At 68.8% G+C, this 17,731-nt stretch carries 18 protein-coding genes; 11 read left to right on the top strand and 7 right to left on the bottom strand.

Features of this window, described 5'->3' with window-relative positions; all coding sequences use genetic code 11:
- Positions 1 to 76: 76 nt before the first annotated feature.
- Genes O6P37_RS17125 through O6P37_RS17090 form a run of 8 tightly spaced genes read left to right on the top strand, consistent with a single transcriptional unit; the run spans position 77 to position 8,959 of the window.
- Positions 77 to 430, top strand: a complete 354-nt coding sequence (locus tag O6P37_RS17125; protein WP_264012117.1) for a hypothetical protein — start codon at positions 77 to 79, stop codon at positions 428 to 430.
- Positions 427 to 1,503: an NAD(P)H-dependent amine dehydrogenase family protein gene (locus tag O6P37_RS17120; RefSeq protein ID WP_269895200.1), complete on the top strand. Its 1,077-nt coding sequence runs from the start codon at positions 427 to 429 to the stop codon at positions 1,501 to 1,503. The genes O6P37_RS17125 and O6P37_RS17120 overlap by 4 nt, the downstream gene beginning before the upstream one ends.
- The gene (locus O6P37_RS17115) at positions 1,500 to 2,552 is read left to right on the top strand and encodes an NAD(P)H-dependent amine dehydrogenase family protein (protein ID WP_269895199.1); all 1,053 of its coding nucleotides are present in this window, start codon (positions 1,500 to 1,502) and stop codon (positions 2,550 to 2,552) included. Before O6P37_RS17120 ends, O6P37_RS17115 begins: the two co-directional genes overlap by 4 nt.
- 14 nt (positions 2,553 to 2,566) lie before the next feature.
- On the top strand, positions 2,567 to 3,631 hold the full coding sequence (locus O6P37_RS17110) for an NAD(P)H-dependent amine dehydrogenase family protein (RefSeq protein ID WP_269895198.1): 1,065 nt from the start codon (positions 2,567 to 2,569) through the stop codon (positions 3,629 to 3,631).
- A 35-nt stretch (positions 3,632 to 3,666) separates the two neighbouring features.
- Positions 3,667 to 4,053 (top strand): hypothetical protein, encoded by a 387-nt coding sequence (locus O6P37_RS17105; protein ID WP_269895223.1) that lies wholly within the window; start codon positions 3,667 to 3,669, stop codon positions 4,051 to 4,053.
- Between the two features lie 32 nt (positions 4,054 to 4,085).
- Positions 4,086 to 5,276 (top strand): cytochrome P450, encoded by a 1,191-nt coding sequence (locus O6P37_RS17100; protein WP_269895222.1) that lies wholly within the window; start codon positions 4,086 to 4,088, stop codon positions 5,274 to 5,276.
- The gene (locus O6P37_RS17095) at positions 5,273 to 6,520 is read left to right on the top strand and encodes a cytochrome P450 (RefSeq protein ID WP_269895197.1); all 1,248 of its coding nucleotides are present in this window, start codon (positions 5,273 to 5,275) and stop codon (positions 6,518 to 6,520) included. Before O6P37_RS17100 ends, O6P37_RS17095 begins: the two co-directional genes overlap by 4 nt.
- A 57-nt stretch (positions 6,521 to 6,577) precedes the next feature.
- Positions 6,578 to 8,959: an excinuclease ABC subunit UvrA gene (locus O6P37_RS17090; RefSeq protein WP_269895196.1), complete on the top strand. Its 2,382-nt coding sequence runs from the start codon at positions 6,578 to 6,580 to the stop codon at positions 8,957 to 8,959.
- 7 nt (positions 8,960 to 8,966) lie between these two features.
- Here O6P37_RS17090 and O6P37_RS17085 read toward each other — a convergent pair whose 3' ends face one another.
- Positions 8,967 to 9,932 (bottom strand): aldo/keto reductase, encoded by a 966-nt coding sequence (locus O6P37_RS17085; RefSeq protein ID WP_269895195.1) that lies wholly within the window; start codon positions 9,930 to 9,932, stop codon positions 8,967 to 8,969.
- Positions 9,933 to 10,026: 94 nt separating this feature from the next.
- On the opposite strand from O6P37_RS17085, the gene O6P37_RS17080 reads away from it, so the two are divergent.
- Both O6P37_RS17080 and O6P37_RS17075 read left to right on the top strand, forming a co-directional pair.
- The gene (locus tag O6P37_RS17080) at positions 10,027 to 10,734 is read left to right on the top strand and encodes a DUF899 domain-containing protein (protein WP_269895194.1); all 708 of its coding nucleotides are present in this window, start codon (positions 10,027 to 10,029) and stop codon (positions 10,732 to 10,734) included.
- The gene (locus tag O6P37_RS17075; RefSeq protein WP_269895193.1) at positions 10,731 to 11,231 is read left to right on the top strand and encodes an SRPBCC family protein; all 501 of its coding nucleotides are present in this window, start codon (positions 10,731 to 10,733) and stop codon (positions 11,229 to 11,231) included. The genes O6P37_RS17080 and O6P37_RS17075 overlap by 4 nt, the downstream gene beginning before the upstream one ends.
- Before the next feature lie 198 nt (positions 11,232 to 11,429).
- On the opposite strand, the gene O6P37_RS17070 is transcribed toward O6P37_RS17075, so the two are convergent.
- From O6P37_RS17070 to O6P37_RS17060, 3 genes are all read right to left on the bottom strand, one after another.
- A complete protein-coding gene (locus tag O6P37_RS17070) occupies positions 11,430 to 12,665 on the bottom strand; it encodes a flavin-containing monooxygenase (RefSeq protein ID WP_269895192.1) in 1,236 nt (411 codons plus the stop codon).
- 7 nt (positions 12,666 to 12,672) lie between these two features.
- Positions 12,673 to 13,137 carry a hypothetical protein gene (locus O6P37_RS17065; RefSeq protein WP_269895191.1) on the bottom strand — a complete coding sequence of 155 codons (465 nt, stop codon included), beginning with the start codon at positions 13,135 to 13,137 and terminating at the stop codon, positions 12,673 to 12,675.
- 64 nt (positions 13,138 to 13,201) lie between these two features.
- Positions 13,202 to 13,651, bottom strand: coding sequence for a hypothetical protein (locus O6P37_RS17060; RefSeq protein WP_269895190.1), 450 nt, complete (start codon positions 13,649 to 13,651; stop codon positions 13,202 to 13,204).
- A gap of 204 nt (positions 13,652 to 13,855) precedes the next feature.
- Between O6P37_RS17060 and O6P37_RS17055 the strand changes: the two genes are divergently transcribed.
- Positions 13,856 to 14,521, top strand: coding sequence for a nucleoside/nucleotide kinase family protein (locus tag O6P37_RS17055; RefSeq protein WP_269895189.1), 666 nt, complete (start codon positions 13,856 to 13,858; stop codon positions 14,519 to 14,521).
- 3 nt (positions 14,522 to 14,524) lie between these two features.
- On the opposite strand, the gene O6P37_RS17050 is transcribed toward O6P37_RS17055, so the two are convergent.
- The 3 genes from O6P37_RS17050 to O6P37_RS17040 all read right to left on the bottom strand — a co-directional run bounded on the left by O6P37_RS17050 (position 14,525) and on the right by O6P37_RS17040 (position 17,641).
- On the bottom strand, positions 14,525 to 15,127 hold the full coding sequence (locus O6P37_RS17050) for a TetR family transcriptional regulator (RefSeq protein WP_269895188.1): 603 nt from the start codon (positions 15,125 to 15,127) through the stop codon (positions 14,525 to 14,527).
- A gap of 159 nt (positions 15,128 to 15,286) precedes the next feature.
- Entirely contained in the window at positions 15,287 to 16,408 is a 1,122-nt protein-coding gene (locus O6P37_RS17045; RefSeq protein ID WP_269895187.1) for an acyl-CoA dehydrogenase family protein, read from the bottom strand.
- Positions 16,409 to 17,641 carry an acyl-CoA dehydrogenase family protein gene (locus O6P37_RS17040; RefSeq protein ID WP_269895186.1) on the bottom strand — a complete coding sequence of 411 codons (1,233 nt, stop codon included), beginning with the start codon at positions 17,639 to 17,641 and terminating at the stop codon, positions 16,409 to 16,411.
- Positions 17,642 to 17,731 lie beyond the last annotated feature (90 nt).

Raw genomic sequence — 17,731 nt, 5'->3', positions numbered from 1 at the left:
GACCACACCGTCACCCACCGAGGAACAGACCACGGCCGAGGACCTGCCGCCCGGCACCACGCCCTACTACGCACGCATGCACAAATGGATCAAACGTGCGGTGCTGGTGTGCCTCGTCGCGCTGGTGATCGAGGGCGCCTTCACCCTGCCGTTCATGGCCGTCTACTACGGCTACCCCACCTTGAGCCTCACCCAGATCTGCAGTGAGCTGCTCAAGGTCCGCTACTCCGACGACACCCTCGAGTGCAAGTACCCCTATCCGCCACTGGGCCCGCCGGAAGGCGCAGAGGGCAAGGACACCGCGAAGGACGAGTGGGGGATCCAACCGATCCCGAAATACGACAGGCTCGGCTTCCGCGAGCTCGTCGACCGCTACGAGGCACGCCAGGCCCGCGAGGCCGCCGGACAGACTCCCGGACAACAACCGTGACGAAGAAGCTGCGGGTGATCCAGTGGGCCACCGGCAACGTCGGCAGCCACGCCGTCGCGGCGGTACACGAACACCCCGATCTGGAACTGGTCGGCGCCCGAGTCTACAACGCGGACAAGGCAGGCCGCGACGTCGGCGACATCTGCGGCATCGGCCCGATCGGCGTCACGGCCACCGACGACGCCGACGAGATCATCGCCCTGGACGCCGACTGCGTGCTGTACATGGCCGAGGGGGAGTGGAACCCGCCGGTCGCCCTCGACGACGTCTGCCGGCTGCTGGCCTCGGGCAAGAACGTGGTCTCGACGGCGGTGACCGCCTGGATCTACCCGCACAGCGTCGGTGACGAGGTGGTCGCACGGCTGCAGGCCGCATGCGATGAAGGGGGAACGTCGTTCCACGGCACCGGTATCCAGCCCGGCTGGGCCGCCGAGGTGCTGCCGCTGACCATGTCCGGACTGTTCCGCCGGGTCGACTCGCTGCTGGTGCAGGAACTCATGGACTACAGCACCTACGGCGTTCCGTTCGTGCTGTTCGACGTCATGGGCTTCGGCAAGCCGCCCGACGAGAAGGTGCCGATGGACGAGGAGGCCGTCGGCGGCTTGTCGTTCAAGGCCCCGCTGATGTTGCTGGCCGACGGTCTCGGCGCGACCATCGACGATTACGTCTGGGAACGGCACGTCGCCGTCACCGACAAGCCGATCGAGGTCAAGGCCGGCCGGATCGAGGCGGGAACCGTTGCCGCGCAGCGCTTCAGTTATACCGCGATCATCGAGGGGCGCCGGGCGCTCACCGTCGAGCACATCACCCGCCTCGGCGCCGAGCAGGCGCCGGACTGGCCGAACGGCCGGGGCTGGAAGGTCACCGTCGAGGGTCTGCCGTCGATGGTGCTCGAATCCCGGATCGCCACCCACGGTGAGGACGACACCGACCAGGGTTGCCTGGGCACCGCCATGCACGCCGTGCACGCGATCGCTCCCGTCTGCGCGGCGGAACCGGGAATCCGCACATTCCTCGATCTGCCGACGATCGTGGGCCGCGGCGTGCTGTCGAGGAAGCCCGCCGGCGGGTGACCCACCGCGTCGTCCAGTGGACCACCGGCAACGTCGGCACGAAGTCCGTGCAGGCGATCGCGGCGAACCCGCTGCTGGAACTGGTGGGCTGCTACGCCTGGTCGGCGGACAAGGTCGGCCGCGACGCCGGTGAGCTCGCCGGTATCCCCGCCCTGGGGATACCGGCCACCGACGACGTCGACGCCCTGCTCGCACTGCGGCCGGACTGCGTCGTCTACAACCCGATGTTCGCCGACGTCGAGGAACTCATCCGAATCCTCGAATCTGGGGTCAACGTGGTGACGACCTCGGAGTTCATCACCGGCCACGGACTGGGCGCGGACAGGGAGCGCATCGTCGAGGCGTGTCTGCGCGGAGACGCGACGATCTTCGGCAGTGGCATCAACCCCGGATTCATGCAGATGCTGTCGATCGTCACGGCCGGGCTGTCGGACCGGGTGGACCGCATCTCGATCCTGGAGTCCTTCGACACCACCATCTACAACTCGCCTGCGACCGAAAAGCCAATGGGTTTCGGGTATCCCATCGATCAGCCGGATCTCCCCGCGATCACCGAGAAGGGGTCGTGGATCTTCCGGGAGGCCGTGCTCCTGGTCGCCGACGCCCTCGGCGCCCGCCTCGACGAGGTGCGGTGCGGCGTCGACTACGCCCAGACCACAGAGGATCTCGAACTCCCCGGCGGCTGGACCATCGGCAAGGGCTGCGTCGCGGGGGTCGATGTGCGCTGGCAGGGCGTCATCGGCGGACGCGAGGTGATCGAGGTGCGCGGCCGGTGGCGCAAGGGCCAGTCGCTGCAACCGGACTGGCCGATGGACTTCGGCTACACCGTCGAAGTCGAGGGCCGGCCGACGATCAGGACCACCCTGAGTTTCGAGCCGCCGCCGGACTTCCGGGCCGAGACACTCGACGACTTCGTGATGCTCGGCCTGACCATCACGGCCATGCCGGCGATCACCGCCATCCCCGCCGTGGTCGCGGCGCCGCCCGGCATCGCCACCTACACCAGTCTCCCGCTCATGCTGCCCCGCGGCGTTCTGGCCGCCCGGTGAAAGGTCGAAGCTCGATGTCTGACAACCCTTCGAGGACATATCGGGTCATCCAGTGGATGACGGGAGACGTCGGGCAGGTCGGGGTCCGGCACTTCACCGGCAACCCGACCTTCGAACTGGTCGGTGTGCTGGTGCACACGCCCGAGAAGGTCGGCAAGGACGCCGGAGAGATCGCCGGGACCGCACCGAACGGCGTCCTGGCGACCGACGACATCGACGCGATCGTCGCACTGGACGCCGACTGCGTCTTCTACACACCGGTCATCATGGACGTCGACACCGTCTGCCGCCTGCTGCGATCGGGGAAGAACGTCGTCACCACGAGTGGCTTCTTCTATCCGAGCGCCGATTTCGCCGAGTACGGCGACCAGATCCGCGCCGCGTGCGCCGAGGGGGGTGTGTCGTTCCACGGCGGCGGGATACACCCGGGCTACGCCGGCGACATCCTGCCCCTCACCCTCGCCCGGGTGATCGACAGGATCGAGCGCATCGAGGTCTACGAAGTGGTGAACGTGCTCACCGACGCACCCGTCGACCACATCGACTGGCTCGGCTTCGGCAAGCCGAAGGAGGAGTTCCTCTCCACGCCGACCATTCTCGGTCTCGGGGTGCCCTTCTTCGCGCAGTCGATGCACATGATCGCCGACGGACTCGGTGTCGACATCAGCGAGGTGACCGCGGACCTGCGGGCCGCCACCGCCACGCGCGACATCCCGCACGACGAGGGCACCATCGCGCGCGGGACGGTCGCCGCCCAGCACCACGAGTGGACGGCGTGGGTCGACGGCCGGCCCCTGATCGTGTTCCACGCGATCTACCTGACCACCGGACCGGACGGACTCGACCCCGCATGGGACTGGGGAAAAACGCGGTACCGCATCGTGATCGACGGTGACCCACCGACTGAGCTGACGCTGCAGGGCGTCGAGCAGCCGGACGGCGCCTTCTCCCACCCCGGTTACGCGTGGACCGCGATGGGCGCGATCAACGCGATCCCCGACGTGTGCGACGCCGCGCCCGGCTGGATCACCCATCTGGACCTCGGTCTCGTCCGGCCGCGCGGGCTGGTGCGGCCGTGACCGAGGGACCGGCGGCGACCCAGCTGCACCACGTCGTGTTCGCCGTCGCGCCCGAACGCCACGCCGAGGCGGCGCGGATGTTCACCGAGATCGGGTTCGCACTGCAGGACCTGCAGCTGACCGAGCTCGGCCTGCAGGTCCACCTCGACTGGGAACGGGGGATCGAACTGATCAGTCCGCTCACCGGATCCACGGCCACGGTCGCCGCGTCGGTTCGGGACTTTCTCGCCGGGCACGGCGACGGGGTGTACACGGTCGTCATCCGGGTCCCCGGGGCCGAGGCAGCCGAATCCGTCGCCGGGCGTTACGGCGGGACGACGCGCTTCCGGCAGCACTTCGACGGGGACGGAACCTATCTCGACGAGGTCGACCTCTCGGTGCTCGGCCTGCCGCTGACCTTCCTCGCGACCAATGTGCCGTGACGGTCACCGGCGACACCGACAGGGCGGATGACATGGCCACGCCCGACGAGCGGACCGCACTGCCGCACATCCTGTACGACGGTCTGCCCATGGCAGGCGACCGCGGCGCCGGGTGGGCGGCGTTGCGCGACCTCGGACCCGTGGTGACCGGAGACGGGTGGTACTACCTCACCCGGCGCGAGGATGTGCTCGCTGCACTGCGCGACTCCGAGGCCTTCTCGTCATCGAGGGCGTTCGACACCATGGTCAGCCCCGTGCCGCTCATTCCACTCGCCTGCGATCCCCCGGATCACACCCGCTACCGCCGGCAGCTGCACTCGTTCTTCAGTCCCCAGACGCTCGGACGCATGCTCCCGTCGATGCAGGCGCAGGCCGCCGAGATCATCGAACGGATCGCGGCCGGCGGTGACGGGTGTGAGGTGATGGCCGATCTCGCCACCCCGTATCCCTCGCAGGTGTTCCTCACCCTGCTCGGTCTGCCGCTCACCGACCGGCAGCGGCTGATCGCCTGGAAGGACGGCGTCATCGGCATCAGCCTCGACAGTGACCCCGACCCCGCCGCTCTGGTGCCCGCCGTCGAGCTGTTCCAGTACCTCAGCGAGGCGGTCACCTCCCATCGTGACGACCCTGGCGACGACATCCTGTCGCGACTCCTCACCGGGGACGACGCACTCACCGATCAGGAGGCGCTCGGACTCGCCTTCGTCCTCGTCCTCGCCGGATTGGACACCGTCACCTCGGCGATCGGCGCGGCGATGCTCGAGTTGGCCAGGCGTCCCGGCCTGCGTCGCGAGCTGTGCGACAACACCGCTGCGATACCAGGATTCGTCGAGGAGATCCTCCGACTCGAACCTCCGGCCCCGGTCGTCGGACGGGTGACGACGCGGCCGGTGACCGTGTCGGGCCACACGATCCCCGCCGGAGCGCAGGTCCGACTCTGCCTGGGTGCGATCAACCGCGACGGCAGCGATCCGACCTCCGGTGACGACATCGTCCTCGACGGCAAGCTGCACAGACACTGGGGTTTCGGCGGCGGTGCGCACCGCTGCCTGGGCTCGCACCTGGCACGCATGGAGCTGAATCTCGTGATCGCCGAATGGCTCCGCCGCATCCCCGATTTCGAGCTCGTCTCCGACTACACACCGGAGATCGCCTGGCCCGCCGCCACCTGCACCCTGCCGCGACTGCCCGTCAGATTCCTCGCCGCCAAGGAGGCACCATGAACGTCGAAACCGCGGCGCCGAGCGTGTTCGAATCGGATCTCCCGGTGTTGCACTACGAGGCCACGGAGACGCCGCGCGAGGTGCTGCCGAGAATCCGGGAAGCCCAGGCGCAGGCGCCGGTCGCCATCGGCCCGCTCGGTCCGGAAGTGCTGTCCTACGAACTCTCCCGGACGATCCTGCGTGACAGCCGGTTCGTGATTCCGCCCGGCATACATCTGACGGCGCAGGGCGTGACCTCGGGGCCGCTCTGGGACCGGGTGGTCGGCAGCATCATGTGCGCAGAAGGCGCCCATCACCATCGGCTGCGCAGCCTGGTGTCGAAGGCGTTCACGCCGCGCGCGACCGCCCGCCTGCACGGCACTATCGTCGCCGTGGTCAACGAGCTGGCCGACGCTGTCGCCGAGACGAAGCGATGCGATGTCGTCACCGACATCGCCCGGCACTACCCGATCCCGGTCATCTGCGCCCTGGTCGGCGCGCCACGTGAGGACTGGCAGATGTTCTCGCGCTGGGCGGAGGAGATCTTCAAGATGGTCAGCTTCGACGTCGATCTCATCGCCGAGATCCCCGCCGTCTTGGGCGCATGGGCCGAACTCGACGCCTACGTCGACACGATGATCGCGCAGCGGCGCCGCGATCTCACCGACGATCTCCTCTCCGAACTCATCCGCGCCGAGGACGACGGCGACCGGCTGAGCGCCGACGAACTGCGCATGACGGTCGCCAGCCTGTTGGTGGCCGGGACCGACACCACCCGGAACCAGTTGTCCGCCTCTGTTCAGGTGTTGTGCGACCACCCCGACCAGTGGGCGATGCTGCGGACCGAGCCCGGCCTGGCGATGCGCGCGGTCGAGGAGAGCATGCGTCACTCGCCCGCGGTGTGCAGCACCCTGCGGACCGTGAACGCCGACGTCACCGTCGGCGGCTACATGTTTCCCGCCGGCACGTTCGTCCTCGTGAATACGTTCGCCGCCAACTGCGATCCGGCCGTCTACCGCGATCCGGATCGATTCGACATCACCCGCGAGGACCCGCCGGCGATCCTCACGTTCGGTGGCGGGGTGCACTACTGTCTCGGGGCGAACCTGGCGAGGCTCGAGCTCGCCGAAGCGCTGCGGATACTGGCGGGACGGCTGCCGAATCTGCGCCGGGCCGGTTCGGCCCCGTGGAAGCCGATGCTCGGCATGAGCGGCCCGACCAGCCTGCCGGTGGAATTCGACACACCGGTGGCCGTAGGGAGCTGAATCGGCGGCCGCCGCCAGGGTTCCGGTCGCGGGTACCCCGTGGCACGATCTGACCCGATGAGCAGAGGACTTCCCGCCGCCGACACCCATGACGTCATCCGTGTGCACGGGGCACGCGAGAACAACCTCAAGGGCATCGACATCGAACTGCCCAAACGCAGGCTCACCGTGTTCACCGGTGTCTCCGGCTCCGGCAAGAGTTCGCTGGTGTTCGGCACCATCGCCGCCGAGTCGCAACGGCTGATCAACGAGACCTACAGCGCCTTCGTCCAGGGCTTCATGCCGACACTGGGCCGGCCCGAGGTGGATGTGCTCGAGGGCCTGACCACCGCGATCATCGTCGACCAGCAGCGGATGGGCAGCGATCCGCGGTCCACCGTCGGCACGGCCACCGACACGGGCGCGATGCTGCGCATCCTGTTCAGCCGCCTGGGCGAACCGCACATCGGATCGCCGCAGGCGTTCTCGTTCAACGTCGCCTCGATCAGCGGAGCCGGTGCGGTCACCATCGAGCGCGGCGGACGAACGGTCAAGGAGCGCCGCGACTTCGCCATCGTCGGCGGAATGTGCCCGCGGTGCGAAGGCCGCGGTGCGGTCAACGACATCGACCTGACCGCACTGTACGACGACAGCAAGTCGCTCAACGGCGGTGCGCTCACCATCCCCGGGTTCAGCATGGAGGGCTGGTACGGCCGGATCTTCAACGGCTGCGGCTTCTTCGACCCGGACAAGCCGATCCGGGACTTCACGGCCAAGGAACTCGACGCCCTGCTGTACAAGGAGGCCACCAAGCTCAAGATCGACGGCGTCAACCTGACCTACCTGGGACTGATCCCGCAGATCCAGAAGTCCTACCTGGCCAAGGACGTCGAGGCGATGCAACCGCACATCCGTGCCTTCGTCGAGCGCGCCGTCACGTTCACCACGTGTCCCGACTGCGACGGGACGCGGCTGTCCGAGACCGCCCGGTCGTCGAAGATCAACGGCCGCAACATCGCCGAGCTGTGCGCGATGCAGATCAGCGACCTCGCCGAGTGGGTGCGCGACCTGGGTGACGCCGCAGCGAAGGTGGGTCCGCTGGTCGCGGCGCTGCGCCAGGGTCTGGACGCGTTCGTCGAGATCGGGCTGGGCTACCTCTCACTGGACCGGTCGTCGGGCACGTTGTCGGGTGGTGAGGCGCAGCGCGTCAAGATGATCCGGCACCTCGGCTCGGCCCTCACCGACGTCACCTACGTGTTCGACGAGCCGACGGTCGGGCTGCATCCCCACGACATCGCCCGGATGAATGCGCTGTTGCTGCGGCTGCGCGACAAGGGCAACACCGTGCTCGTCGTCGAGCACAAGCCCGAGGTGATCGCCATCGCCGACCACGTGGTCGACCTCGGCCCCGGCGCGGGCGCCGCGGGCGGCGAGATCGTCTTCGAAGGGACGGTGGCCGGGCTGCGCGGAAGTGACACGCTGACCGGTCGCCACCTCGACGACCGGGCCTCGCTCAAAGGCGCGGTGCGCGAGCGTTCCGGTGTCCTGGAGGTCCGCGGCGCCGACACCCACAACCTGGCCGCCGTCGACGTCGACATCCCCCTCGGTGTGCTGGTGGTGATCACCGGCGTCGCGGGCTCGGGGAAGAGTTCGCTCATCCACGGTTCGGTGGCGCGCCGCGACGGCGTCGTCGTCGTCGACCAGACCCCGATCCGTGGCTCTCGGCGCAGCAACCCGGCGACCTACACCGGGCTGCTCGAACCGATCCGCAAGGCCTTCGCCAAGGCCAACGGCGTCAAGCCCGCGCTGTTCAGCGCCAACTCCGAAGGCGCATGCCCGAACTGCAACGGCGCGGGTGTGGTGTACACCGATCTGGGAATGATGGCCGGTGTGGCCGCCACGTGCGAGGTCTGCGAGGGCAGGCGTTTCGACGCGTCGGTGCTCGAGTACACGTTCGGCGGCAAGGACATCAGTGAGGTGCTCGGCCTTCCGGTGTCCGACGCGCTGGCGTTCTTCACCGACGGCGACGCCAAACTGCCTGCAGCCCAGCGCATCCTGACCAACCTCGAGGCGGTGGGACTGGGCTACCTCACCGTCGGCCAGCCGCTGACCACATTGTCCGGCGGCGAGCGGCAACGGCTCAAGCTGGCCACCCGGATGAGTGACAAGGCCGCGGAGAGCGGAGAGGTCTACGTCCTCGACGAACCCACCTCCGGCCTGCACCTCGCCGATGTGGAGCAGCTGCTGGCCCTGCTCGACCGGCTCGTGGAGTCCGGCAAGTCGGTGATCGTCATCGAGCACCACCAGGCAGTCATGGCGCACGCCGACTGGATCATCGACCTCGGCCCGGGAGCCGGACACGACGGCGGACGGATCGTCTTCGAGGGGACGCCGGCCGACCTGGTCGCGGGCCGCGCCACCCTGACCGGCGAGCACCTCGCCGCCTACGTCGGCGGCTGAGGATCGCCTAGCCGACCTTCTCGCGCAGCAGGTCGGTGAAGAACCGGCCCGCGGACGCCGGACGGAACGCCCGCGCCGCCGCGGTGAGCGCATCGCGGGACTCCAGGCTCAGCTCGATGTCGGCGGCGGCGACGTTGAACTCCAGTTGCTCGACGCTCGACGCGCCGGGAATCGCCACCACGCCGGGCAGGCTGATCAGCCATGCCAATGCCACCTGCGCGGGCTTGGCGCCGACCTCGGCCCCGACGTCGCGCAGGGTGTTCAGGAGCGGCTGGATGCGACGCAGGTTCTCGGTGCCGAACAACGGATTCATCGCGCGCACACCGCCGGGCCGGTTGTCCGGCCCGTACTTGCCGCCCAGCAGGCCCTGCGCCAGCGGGCTGTACGCCATCACCATGCGATTCTCGCGTTCGGCGAACGGCACCAGGTCGTCGAGCGCCTGCGGATGGGCGAGCGAGAAGTGCACCTGGTTGCTGACCACCGGCCGGCCCAGGGCGGCGTCGGCCTTGCGCCACCGCTCGAGCGAGTAGTTCGACACCCCGGCGGCACCGATCTCGCCGCGATCCAGCAGATCCCGCATCCCGGGCATGATCACTGAATCGGGCACCAGCGGATTGGACTGGTGGATCTGGTACAGCGGGATGCGGTCCACCCCGAGCCGCTGGGCACTGGCCCGCGCGCGCTGCCTGACCACGGCGGGAAACGGCGCGATCGGCATGATCTTGCTGGCCACCACCACATCGGCGCGCTCGTCGCCGAGTGCTTCACCGAGGATCCGTTCGCTCTTGCCGAAACCGTAGATCTCGGCGGTGTCGAACAGGGTCACCCCCAGCGCACGGGCGCGCTGCACGATGTCGCGAGCCGGGCCCGATGCGTACTGGTCGCCGTACCCCCATTCCCGCGAACCGAACTGCCACGTGCCGAGGCCGATGCGGCTCACCGGACCGATTCCTTCGACGTCGAGATGCTTCATCGTTCCGACGGTACCGACGCCTGCGATGAGTCCCGGGTCGCTGTCGAGTCTGATAGTCATAAGAGGATTCCGACTGCTCGGAAGGGAGCCTGTGATGACAGGGAACCAGACCACCACAACGGCCGCGAAGCCGCCGGTGGCCGACCACGACACGTGGCGCGCCGCACTCGACGACCTGCGGCGAAGGGAGAAGGCGGCGACCCGCGAGCTCGACGCGATCGCCGCGCAGCGCAGGCGGCTGCCGATGGTCGAACTGCCCGAGTACACGCTGATCGGCGCCGAGGGCCCGGTCCGGCTGGCCGACGTCTTCGGCGGCCGCTCGCAGCTGATCACCTATCACCACATGTGGAACGACGGCGCGGAGTGGCAGTGCGGCGGCTGCACCGGTTACACCAGCCAGTTCACCCGGCTGGAGTTCCTGGACAGCTACGACGCCCGATTCGTCGTCGTCACCAACGGCCCGATCGAGGAGGCGCTGGCCTACAGGGACAAGGTGGGCAACAGGATGGACTGGTACTCGTCGTCGGAGAGCTCGTTCGGCGCCGACGTCGACGCACCGCCAGGAGGCGGCTTCGCCGTCAACGTCTTCCTGCGCGACGGCGACACCGTCTACCGCACCTGGCACACCAACGGCCGTGGCACCGAGCAGCTCAGCCACAGCTTCCCGTTGATCGACATCCTCCCGTACGGCCGTCAGGAGGAGTGGCTCGATTCGCCGGAGGGCTGGCCGAGCAGACCGACCTATTCGGGCTGGCTGGACTCGCCGGACATCGCCCGGTTCTACGGGGAGGCCGGCAGGTGAGCGCGGAACGATTCGTCGCCACCCGGAAGATCGCGGCGCCGCCGTCGGCGGTGTTCGCCGTCCTCGCCGACCCCGCGCGGCACAAGGACACCGAGCCGGGGGACTGGGTGCGCGACGCGGTGGACCCGACGCCGATCAGCGGCACCGGACAGATCTTCACGGTGAACATGTACCTGGAGGCCGCGGGCGGACACTATGTGATGGACAACCTGGTCACCGACTTCGAGCCGGACCGGGTGATCGCCTGGCTACCAGGACAACGCGACGAGTCCGGCGCCCACGTTCCCGGTGGCTGGTCCTGGCGTTACGACCTCGCCCCCGACGGTGACGGAACGGCGGTCACGCTGACCTACGACTGGACGGCGACGCCGCAGAGCTTCCGCGATGAGATCGGCGGCATGCCACCGTTTTCCGAGGACTTCATCGCCGAATCACTCGGGGCGCTGGAGCGCTGTTTCCTGCGACCATCGACCAGTACCGGCGTTCGCGCTCGGTGAGGTCGTTGCCGGTGATCGCGCCGAATTCCGCGGCGTCCTGCGCGAAAACGGTTGCCGCGTCGGGCAGCGCGTCGGGACCCTCGAGCCGGAAACAGCTCGGTGCCAGTGGACCGAACAGCAATGCCCGGCGGAGTTCGGGCCATCGCGACAGTTCCGGTTCGACACCGGCGGCCCGCGCGAAAGTCAGTGCCGCCAGATTCATCGGGTCTTCTGCGACACACCGCGACGTGACCGGTATGCCGCGACCGACGCGCGCTGCTCTGCTTCGGTCACCGCAGGCAGGATGCCGCTCCACAGGTAGGCGATCCACCTCGCCTGCAGTTCCAGCGGCACGAAGTACCCGCCGGACTGGTCCCACATCCCCACGAAGGCCAAGCCGGGGAGGTCGGGATGGAACGTGTGACGGTCGGCGTCGAGGTGTGCCCCGTCGATGTCGAGTGTCGCGTGGACATCGCGGCCGAGAAACGGCAGGCTCAGCTCGAATCCGGTGCCGAACAGGATGGCATCGAATGTCTCGGCATGCCCGTCGGCGAACGTGACGGTGTCCCCTGCGACCGAATCGACCCACGGACGCACCGTGATCCGGCCCTCCGCCACGAGGGGAAGGTAGCTCTGGCCGAGGGTGACACCGGCGGCGAACAGTGACGGATCGGGTGCCGGTGCGCCGTACTGGTCCGGGCTGCCGCCGGCCTCGGTGACGATCTCCCGCAGCTGGCGGTCGATCTCGGCCGCGGGCAGGACCTCGTTCGACAGCGTGCCGTATCGGGTGAAGATCCGATGGTCCGACGGCACACCGGCGGCGAACTTGGGCAGCACATAACGCTGCCGCCGCTGTGTGACGACGACGCGGGACGCGCCGAGCTGGGCCAGTTCGGCCGCGATCTCGAGCGCACTGATGGCGCCGCCGGCGACGAGCACCCGTTTCCCCAGATACCGGTCGTGGTCGCGGAAGTCATACGTGGAACTGACGCCGGGGTCGCCGGCGAACGACTCGAGCCCCGGAACGGCCGGGATCACCGGTGAATGAAATCGCCCGGATGCCACCACCACCCGGTCGAAGATCTCGGTGCCGTGGGTGTGCCCGACCAGCCAGCGGGTGTCTTCCCGGTTCACCGAGTCGACCGCCGTGCCGAATCTGATGCGGGCGGTCAATCCGAATGATTCGGCGTAGCGGTGCAGGTACCGCAGCACGGCGGCGTACGGCGGGTGCACGAGGTGACCGCCGAAGGGGAGGTCGCTGAAGGCGGTCAGGATGCGGCTGGTGTTGGTGTGCATCGACGGCCACACGCCGCTGCGGCCCGGCAGTCCGGACCACTGTCCGCCGAGAACCGGATTCCGTTCGAAGATCGTCGGTTCGAAGCCGCACGATGACAGCCAGCGCGCGGCGACCAGGCCTCCCGGGCCTGCCCCGATGACGGCGACGCGTTCCGCCACGGGATTTTCAGCCCCCGGGCATGTCGATGTCGAGCAGTGCCATGGCGTCCCGGATGCTGGCGTCCGCCCGGTCGAGTGTCGCTTCGAGGCGGTCGATCTCGGCGCCGCTGCTGTTCGGCGTCAGGGTGACGCAGATGCCGGCGAACGACCGGTATTCGTCCACCGCGTTCTGCAACGCCTGGTTGACGTCTTCGTCCTCGCTGGGCAGTTGATCCTCGAGCAGGTCCGTGGCTTCCTCGAGATCGCGGCAGCCGCTGCGGACGGTCGAGTACTCGCTGTTGATCATCGCTTCTCCCGCGGTGCCCAGCGCCCTGCCGATGGCGGCGACCGCCGAGGTGACATCCCGCTTCCAGGCTTCGGTCACGGGGACGGGAGCGGTCAGTTCGGCGCCGGCGACAGGACGGCCCTGGATCGCGGTGCTGCACCCGGTGAGCAGTCCGGCGAGCAACACGATCGCGAGTAACGGCCTCATGCGGGCCGAGTCTATGGGACTGCGGAAGACCCGGACGGCTTCAGCGAAGGGATTCGGCGGGGGCTCAGCCGGTGGCGGCGGTCGCGATGGAGTGGCTCGCGGGCTGCACGGTCACCGCATCCATCGGCGGCCCGTTCAGGCCGGTGACGCGACGGTCGGCGACGGTGGTCGCGACGGGGGTGCCGTTCTGGACGATCGCGACGATCGCCACCTCGTCGTCGACGTCGAAGGTGGTCGCGGGACTCACGGTGTGGTTGCCCTGCTCGGTGAGCGCCGTGGTCTCGGGGGTGATGCGGTAGGTCTGCGTGACACCGTCTGCGCTGCGCGCGGTCACCGAATCCGGGGTGACGGCGATCAGGCGGCCCTCGTAGTTGAGCGCGGGCGCATCGGCGGTCACGGGCGCCGTGGACGCCGCAGGCGGGGCGGGGGACTCGGCGGGCGCCAGCAACTGGACGGCCGCGGCGGCCACCACTCCGGCACCGGCCACTGAGGCGGAGATGGCGCCGATCACCACGTTGGACCGAGAAGAGGTCCGCGTGACATTACGACCGGTCGCCGCAGGTATTCGGACCGGTGCTTCTTGCATTCGATGTCGACCCGTCATGGGGTTGAGGTTCCCCCGTGTACGGCGGAGGTAAACCGCTCCGGCGAACTCGTCACGAACGTGATCCGCCAGGCCGCCTCTCACCTGGGCATACGGCGACGTACCGTGATGCCGATGGCCCCCGCGATCCTGACCAGCGAGGAAGCGCGGCGTGCCGTGGCCGCCGAACTGGCCGGTGCGGTCGCACGCCCCGCCCGGCGGGTGCTGGCGGGTGTGACCGGGCCGCCGGGCGCCGGGAAGTCGACCTTCGCCCTCGCCGTCGTCGAAGAGCTCAACGAGCGGTGGTCGACGCCGTCGGCGTACCTGCCGATGGACGGCTTCCACCTCGCCAAGGCCCAGCTCGACCGTCTGGGTCTGCGCCGGCGCAGGGGAGCTCCGGACACCTTCGACGTCGGCGGTTACCGCGCCACCCTCACCCGCCTCGCGGACAGTCACGGCGTCGCCGATGTCTTCGTCCCCGACTTCGACCGGGCGCTCGACGATCCGGTCGCCGCGGCACGCGTGGTGCCCGCGCAGGCGTGCGTCGTGGTCACCGAGGGCAATTATCTGGCGCTGGCCTCCGACGGCTGGGCTGCGGTACGTCCACTGCTCGAGCGGCTGTACTACATCGACGCCGATGCGGAGGTGCGGCGTCGGCGGCTGATCGACCGGCATGTGACAGCCGGCCTCGGCGCGATCGACGCGCAGCACTGGGTCGACACCGTCGACGAACCGAACGCCCGGCTGATCGCCGCGACACGCGCGGCGTGCGACCGGGTGCTGCTGATCGAGGACGGGTAGTGGTCAGTGGTCGGCGTCGGACAGGATCAGCGCCAGCATCGTGTCGAGCCTGTCGGCCATCCGGTGACAACTGACGGACCGGGACCGCACCTGCAGCAGCGCGCCCCAGAACACGGTCTCGAGGGTGGCCTGCACCTCGGGCCATGCTCCGGCGCCGAGTGCCGCGGCGATGCGCCGCTGCACTTCTGCGCCGATCCGCGTGCGGACATCGGCCACCACGTCGTCGTCGTTGCGGAGCAGGGCGCGGCTGCACGCCTCGGACAGTCGCGGTTCGTCGGCCAGCACCATCGTGATGGCCCGGAGTTGGGCGCTCACCCGGGCCGCGGCGCCGAGCCCGGGATCGACGTTCAGCGGTAGGGCACAGATCCGGTGCAGATAGAGCTCGGCGAACATCGCGTCGAGGGAATCGAAGTGTGCGCGCAGCGCGGTCGGGGCGACCCGCGCCCGCGCGGCCAGTGCCGGCAGCGAGACATCGACGATCCCGGGTGCGTCGCTCGACTCGTCGAGCAGTTGGGCTGCCGCGGTGAAGACCCGTTGGCAGGTACGCCTGCGCCGGTGATGTGAGTCGCGCAGAGAAGTGACGTGCACCACATCTGCACTGGACATGTGTCCAGGTTAGTCGGTCCGACTGTGCATCGCAATCAACGTCGGATGATTCGCGCAGATGGCTGTTTTCGCGCGAGCTGTGAGCAATGCGGGACGTCGGCGGAGGTGGCTTCGTTTCATGAACCGATCAGATCGGACATGTGTCCAGTCCGATGCGACTCAGGACCGGGTCAGCCGCGCGTATCGCTTCAGGTGGTGGTCGGTCGACCCGAACTCGTACTGGACGGCCGTGAGCCGCTTGAAGTAGTGGCCGATCGCGAGTTCCTCGGTCATGCCCATTCCGCCGTGCAACTGGACGGCGTTCTGCCCCACGAACCGCGCTGCGCGCCCGACCGTGACTTTGGCCGCCGATAGCGCGCGGGCCCGCTCCGCCGGTTCGGCGCCCAGCTTGAGCACCGCGAGATACGTGGCGGCGACCGACTGCTCGAGCTCCATGTGCATGTCCACCATGCGGTGTTGCAGCGCCTGGAAGGAGCCGATGGGTTGTCCGAACTGCTGGCGTTGCCTGCAGTACTCGACGGTGTCGGCCACCACCTTGCGCATGCCGCCCACCGCCTCCGAGCAGACGGCGGCCGCACCCTCGTCGCGTGCCTGGGCCAGTGACGGCCCGGCCCCTCCCGCCGCGCCGAGCAGTGCGTCCGCGGACACCTGCACGCCGTCGAAGACCAGGTCCGCCGCGCGACGATCGTCGATCGTGCGGTAGCCGTGCGCGCGCAGGCCCGGCCGGTCTGGCTCGAGCAGGAACAGCGACACGCCCTCGTCCGGGGTGCGCGCGGTGACGAGCAGATGGGTGGCCAGCGGCGCGTTCATGACGACGATCTTCTCGCCGTGCAGCACCCATCCGGGCCCGTCGCGTCGGGCCTCGGTCGTCACCCCCTGCCAGTCATCGCCCGATTCCGCCTCGGTGGCGGCGAGCGCGACGATCGCCGAGCCGTCGGCGATCTTCTCCAGCAGCGCCGTGGCAGCTGGTCCGCCCGCCCGGAGAAGCAGTCCGGCGGCCACCACCGCGGTGTCGATGTAGGGCTCGATCACCAGGGCATGGCCGAGCGCCTCGGCGATCACCATCGTCTCGACAGGCCCACCGCCGATGCCGCCGACGTCCTCGGGCAGGCCCGCGCCGAGGATGCCGAGCTCCTCGGCGAACCCGCGCCAGATCTCGGGTTGCCAGCCGGCACCGGTCTTGGCCGCCGATCGGCTCTTCTCCAGGTCGTAGCGTGTCGAGAGGTACTTCGACAGCCCGTCGCGCAGGAGTTCCTGTTCGTTGGTGAGTGTGAAGTCCATCTAGAGCCCCAATGCGGCTTTGGCCAGGATGTTGCGCTGGATTTCGTTGCTGCCGGCGTAGATCGAGCCGGCCCGGTCGTTGAAGTAGCGCAGTGGCGCCACGGCCTGCCATGGTTCGCCGCTGACGTAGCCATCCGGAGGCGGCTCGTATTCGGCGATCGGTCCGCCGGGTTTGGTGGCATGCGGCTGGTAGACCCGCGCCCGCGGCCCCGCGGCCTCCATCGAGAGTTCGGTGAGCGTCTGGCTCAGCTCGGTGCCGAGCACCTTGAGCATCGACGACGCCGATCCGGGGTTCCTGCCCGCTGCGACGGCCGCCAGCACCCGGTACTCCAGGATCTCGAGCACCTCGGTCCGGATCCTCGCGTCGGCGAGCCGCAGGGCGAAGGCGGCGTCGTCGATCAGGAGACCGCCGTCCGGACCGGGCCGGCCCGCCGCGACGGTGGCGATCTCCTCGGCGAGCACCTGGAGCGCGGGCGACGAAGCCCCGCCGCCGCGTTCGAATTCCAGCAGGTACTTCGCCACCGTCCAGCCGTCGTCGATCCGGCCGATCACGTTGGACTTGGGCACCCGGACGTCGTCGAAGAACACCTGGTTCTGGACCTCCTCACCGGAGGTCATCACCAGTGGGCGGATCTCGATCCCGGGGCTGGTCATGTCGATCAGCACGAACGTGATGCCCTGCTGCTTCTTCGCCGCTCGGGTGGTCCGCACCAGGGCGAACATCCAGTTCGCCTCCTGTGCGTGGGTGGTCCAGATCTTGCTTCCGGTGCACACCAGGTGTTCGCCGTCGTCGACGGCCGCCATCGACAGCGCGGCGAGGTCGGAGCCGGCCTCGGGTTCGGAGTAGCCCTGACAGAAGAACACCTCGCCGGTGAGGATCCGCGGCAGGTAGTACTCCTTCTGCGCGTCGGTGCCGAACTTCACGATCGCGTGGGCGACCATCCGGATGCCCATCGGCGACAGTGACGGGGCGCCGGCCAGGGTGGCCTCGCGGCTGAAGATGTAGTGCTGCGTCAAAGTCCAGTCACAGCCGCCGTATTGGACAGGCCATGCGGGCGCCGCCCAGCCCCGCTCGTGCAGGATGCGTTGCCACTCCATGCTGGCGTCGTGGTCGGCGTACACGCTCGTCATCAGCCGCCCGGCCTGCCGCAGTTCGGGAGTGAGCCGGTCGTCGAGGAAGGCGCGCACCTCGTCACGGAAAGCCAGGTCCTCCGGTGACCAGTCCAGGTCCATCGGACCTCCCGTCTGTCGATGTGGTTACGCACAGAGTAAACCTAGTTAGTCAGGTGGAGGTGAAGGGCCCAGTGGCGGGCGGTCGGCGCA

This window comes from Mycobacterium hippophais (assembly GCF_027529605.1).
In the GTDB taxonomy this organism is placed as follows: Bacteria; Actinomycetota; Actinomycetes; order Mycobacteriales; family Mycobacteriaceae; genus Mycobacterium; species Mycobacterium arseniciresistens.
This window is presented reverse-complemented; position numbering and strand designations above follow the sequence as displayed.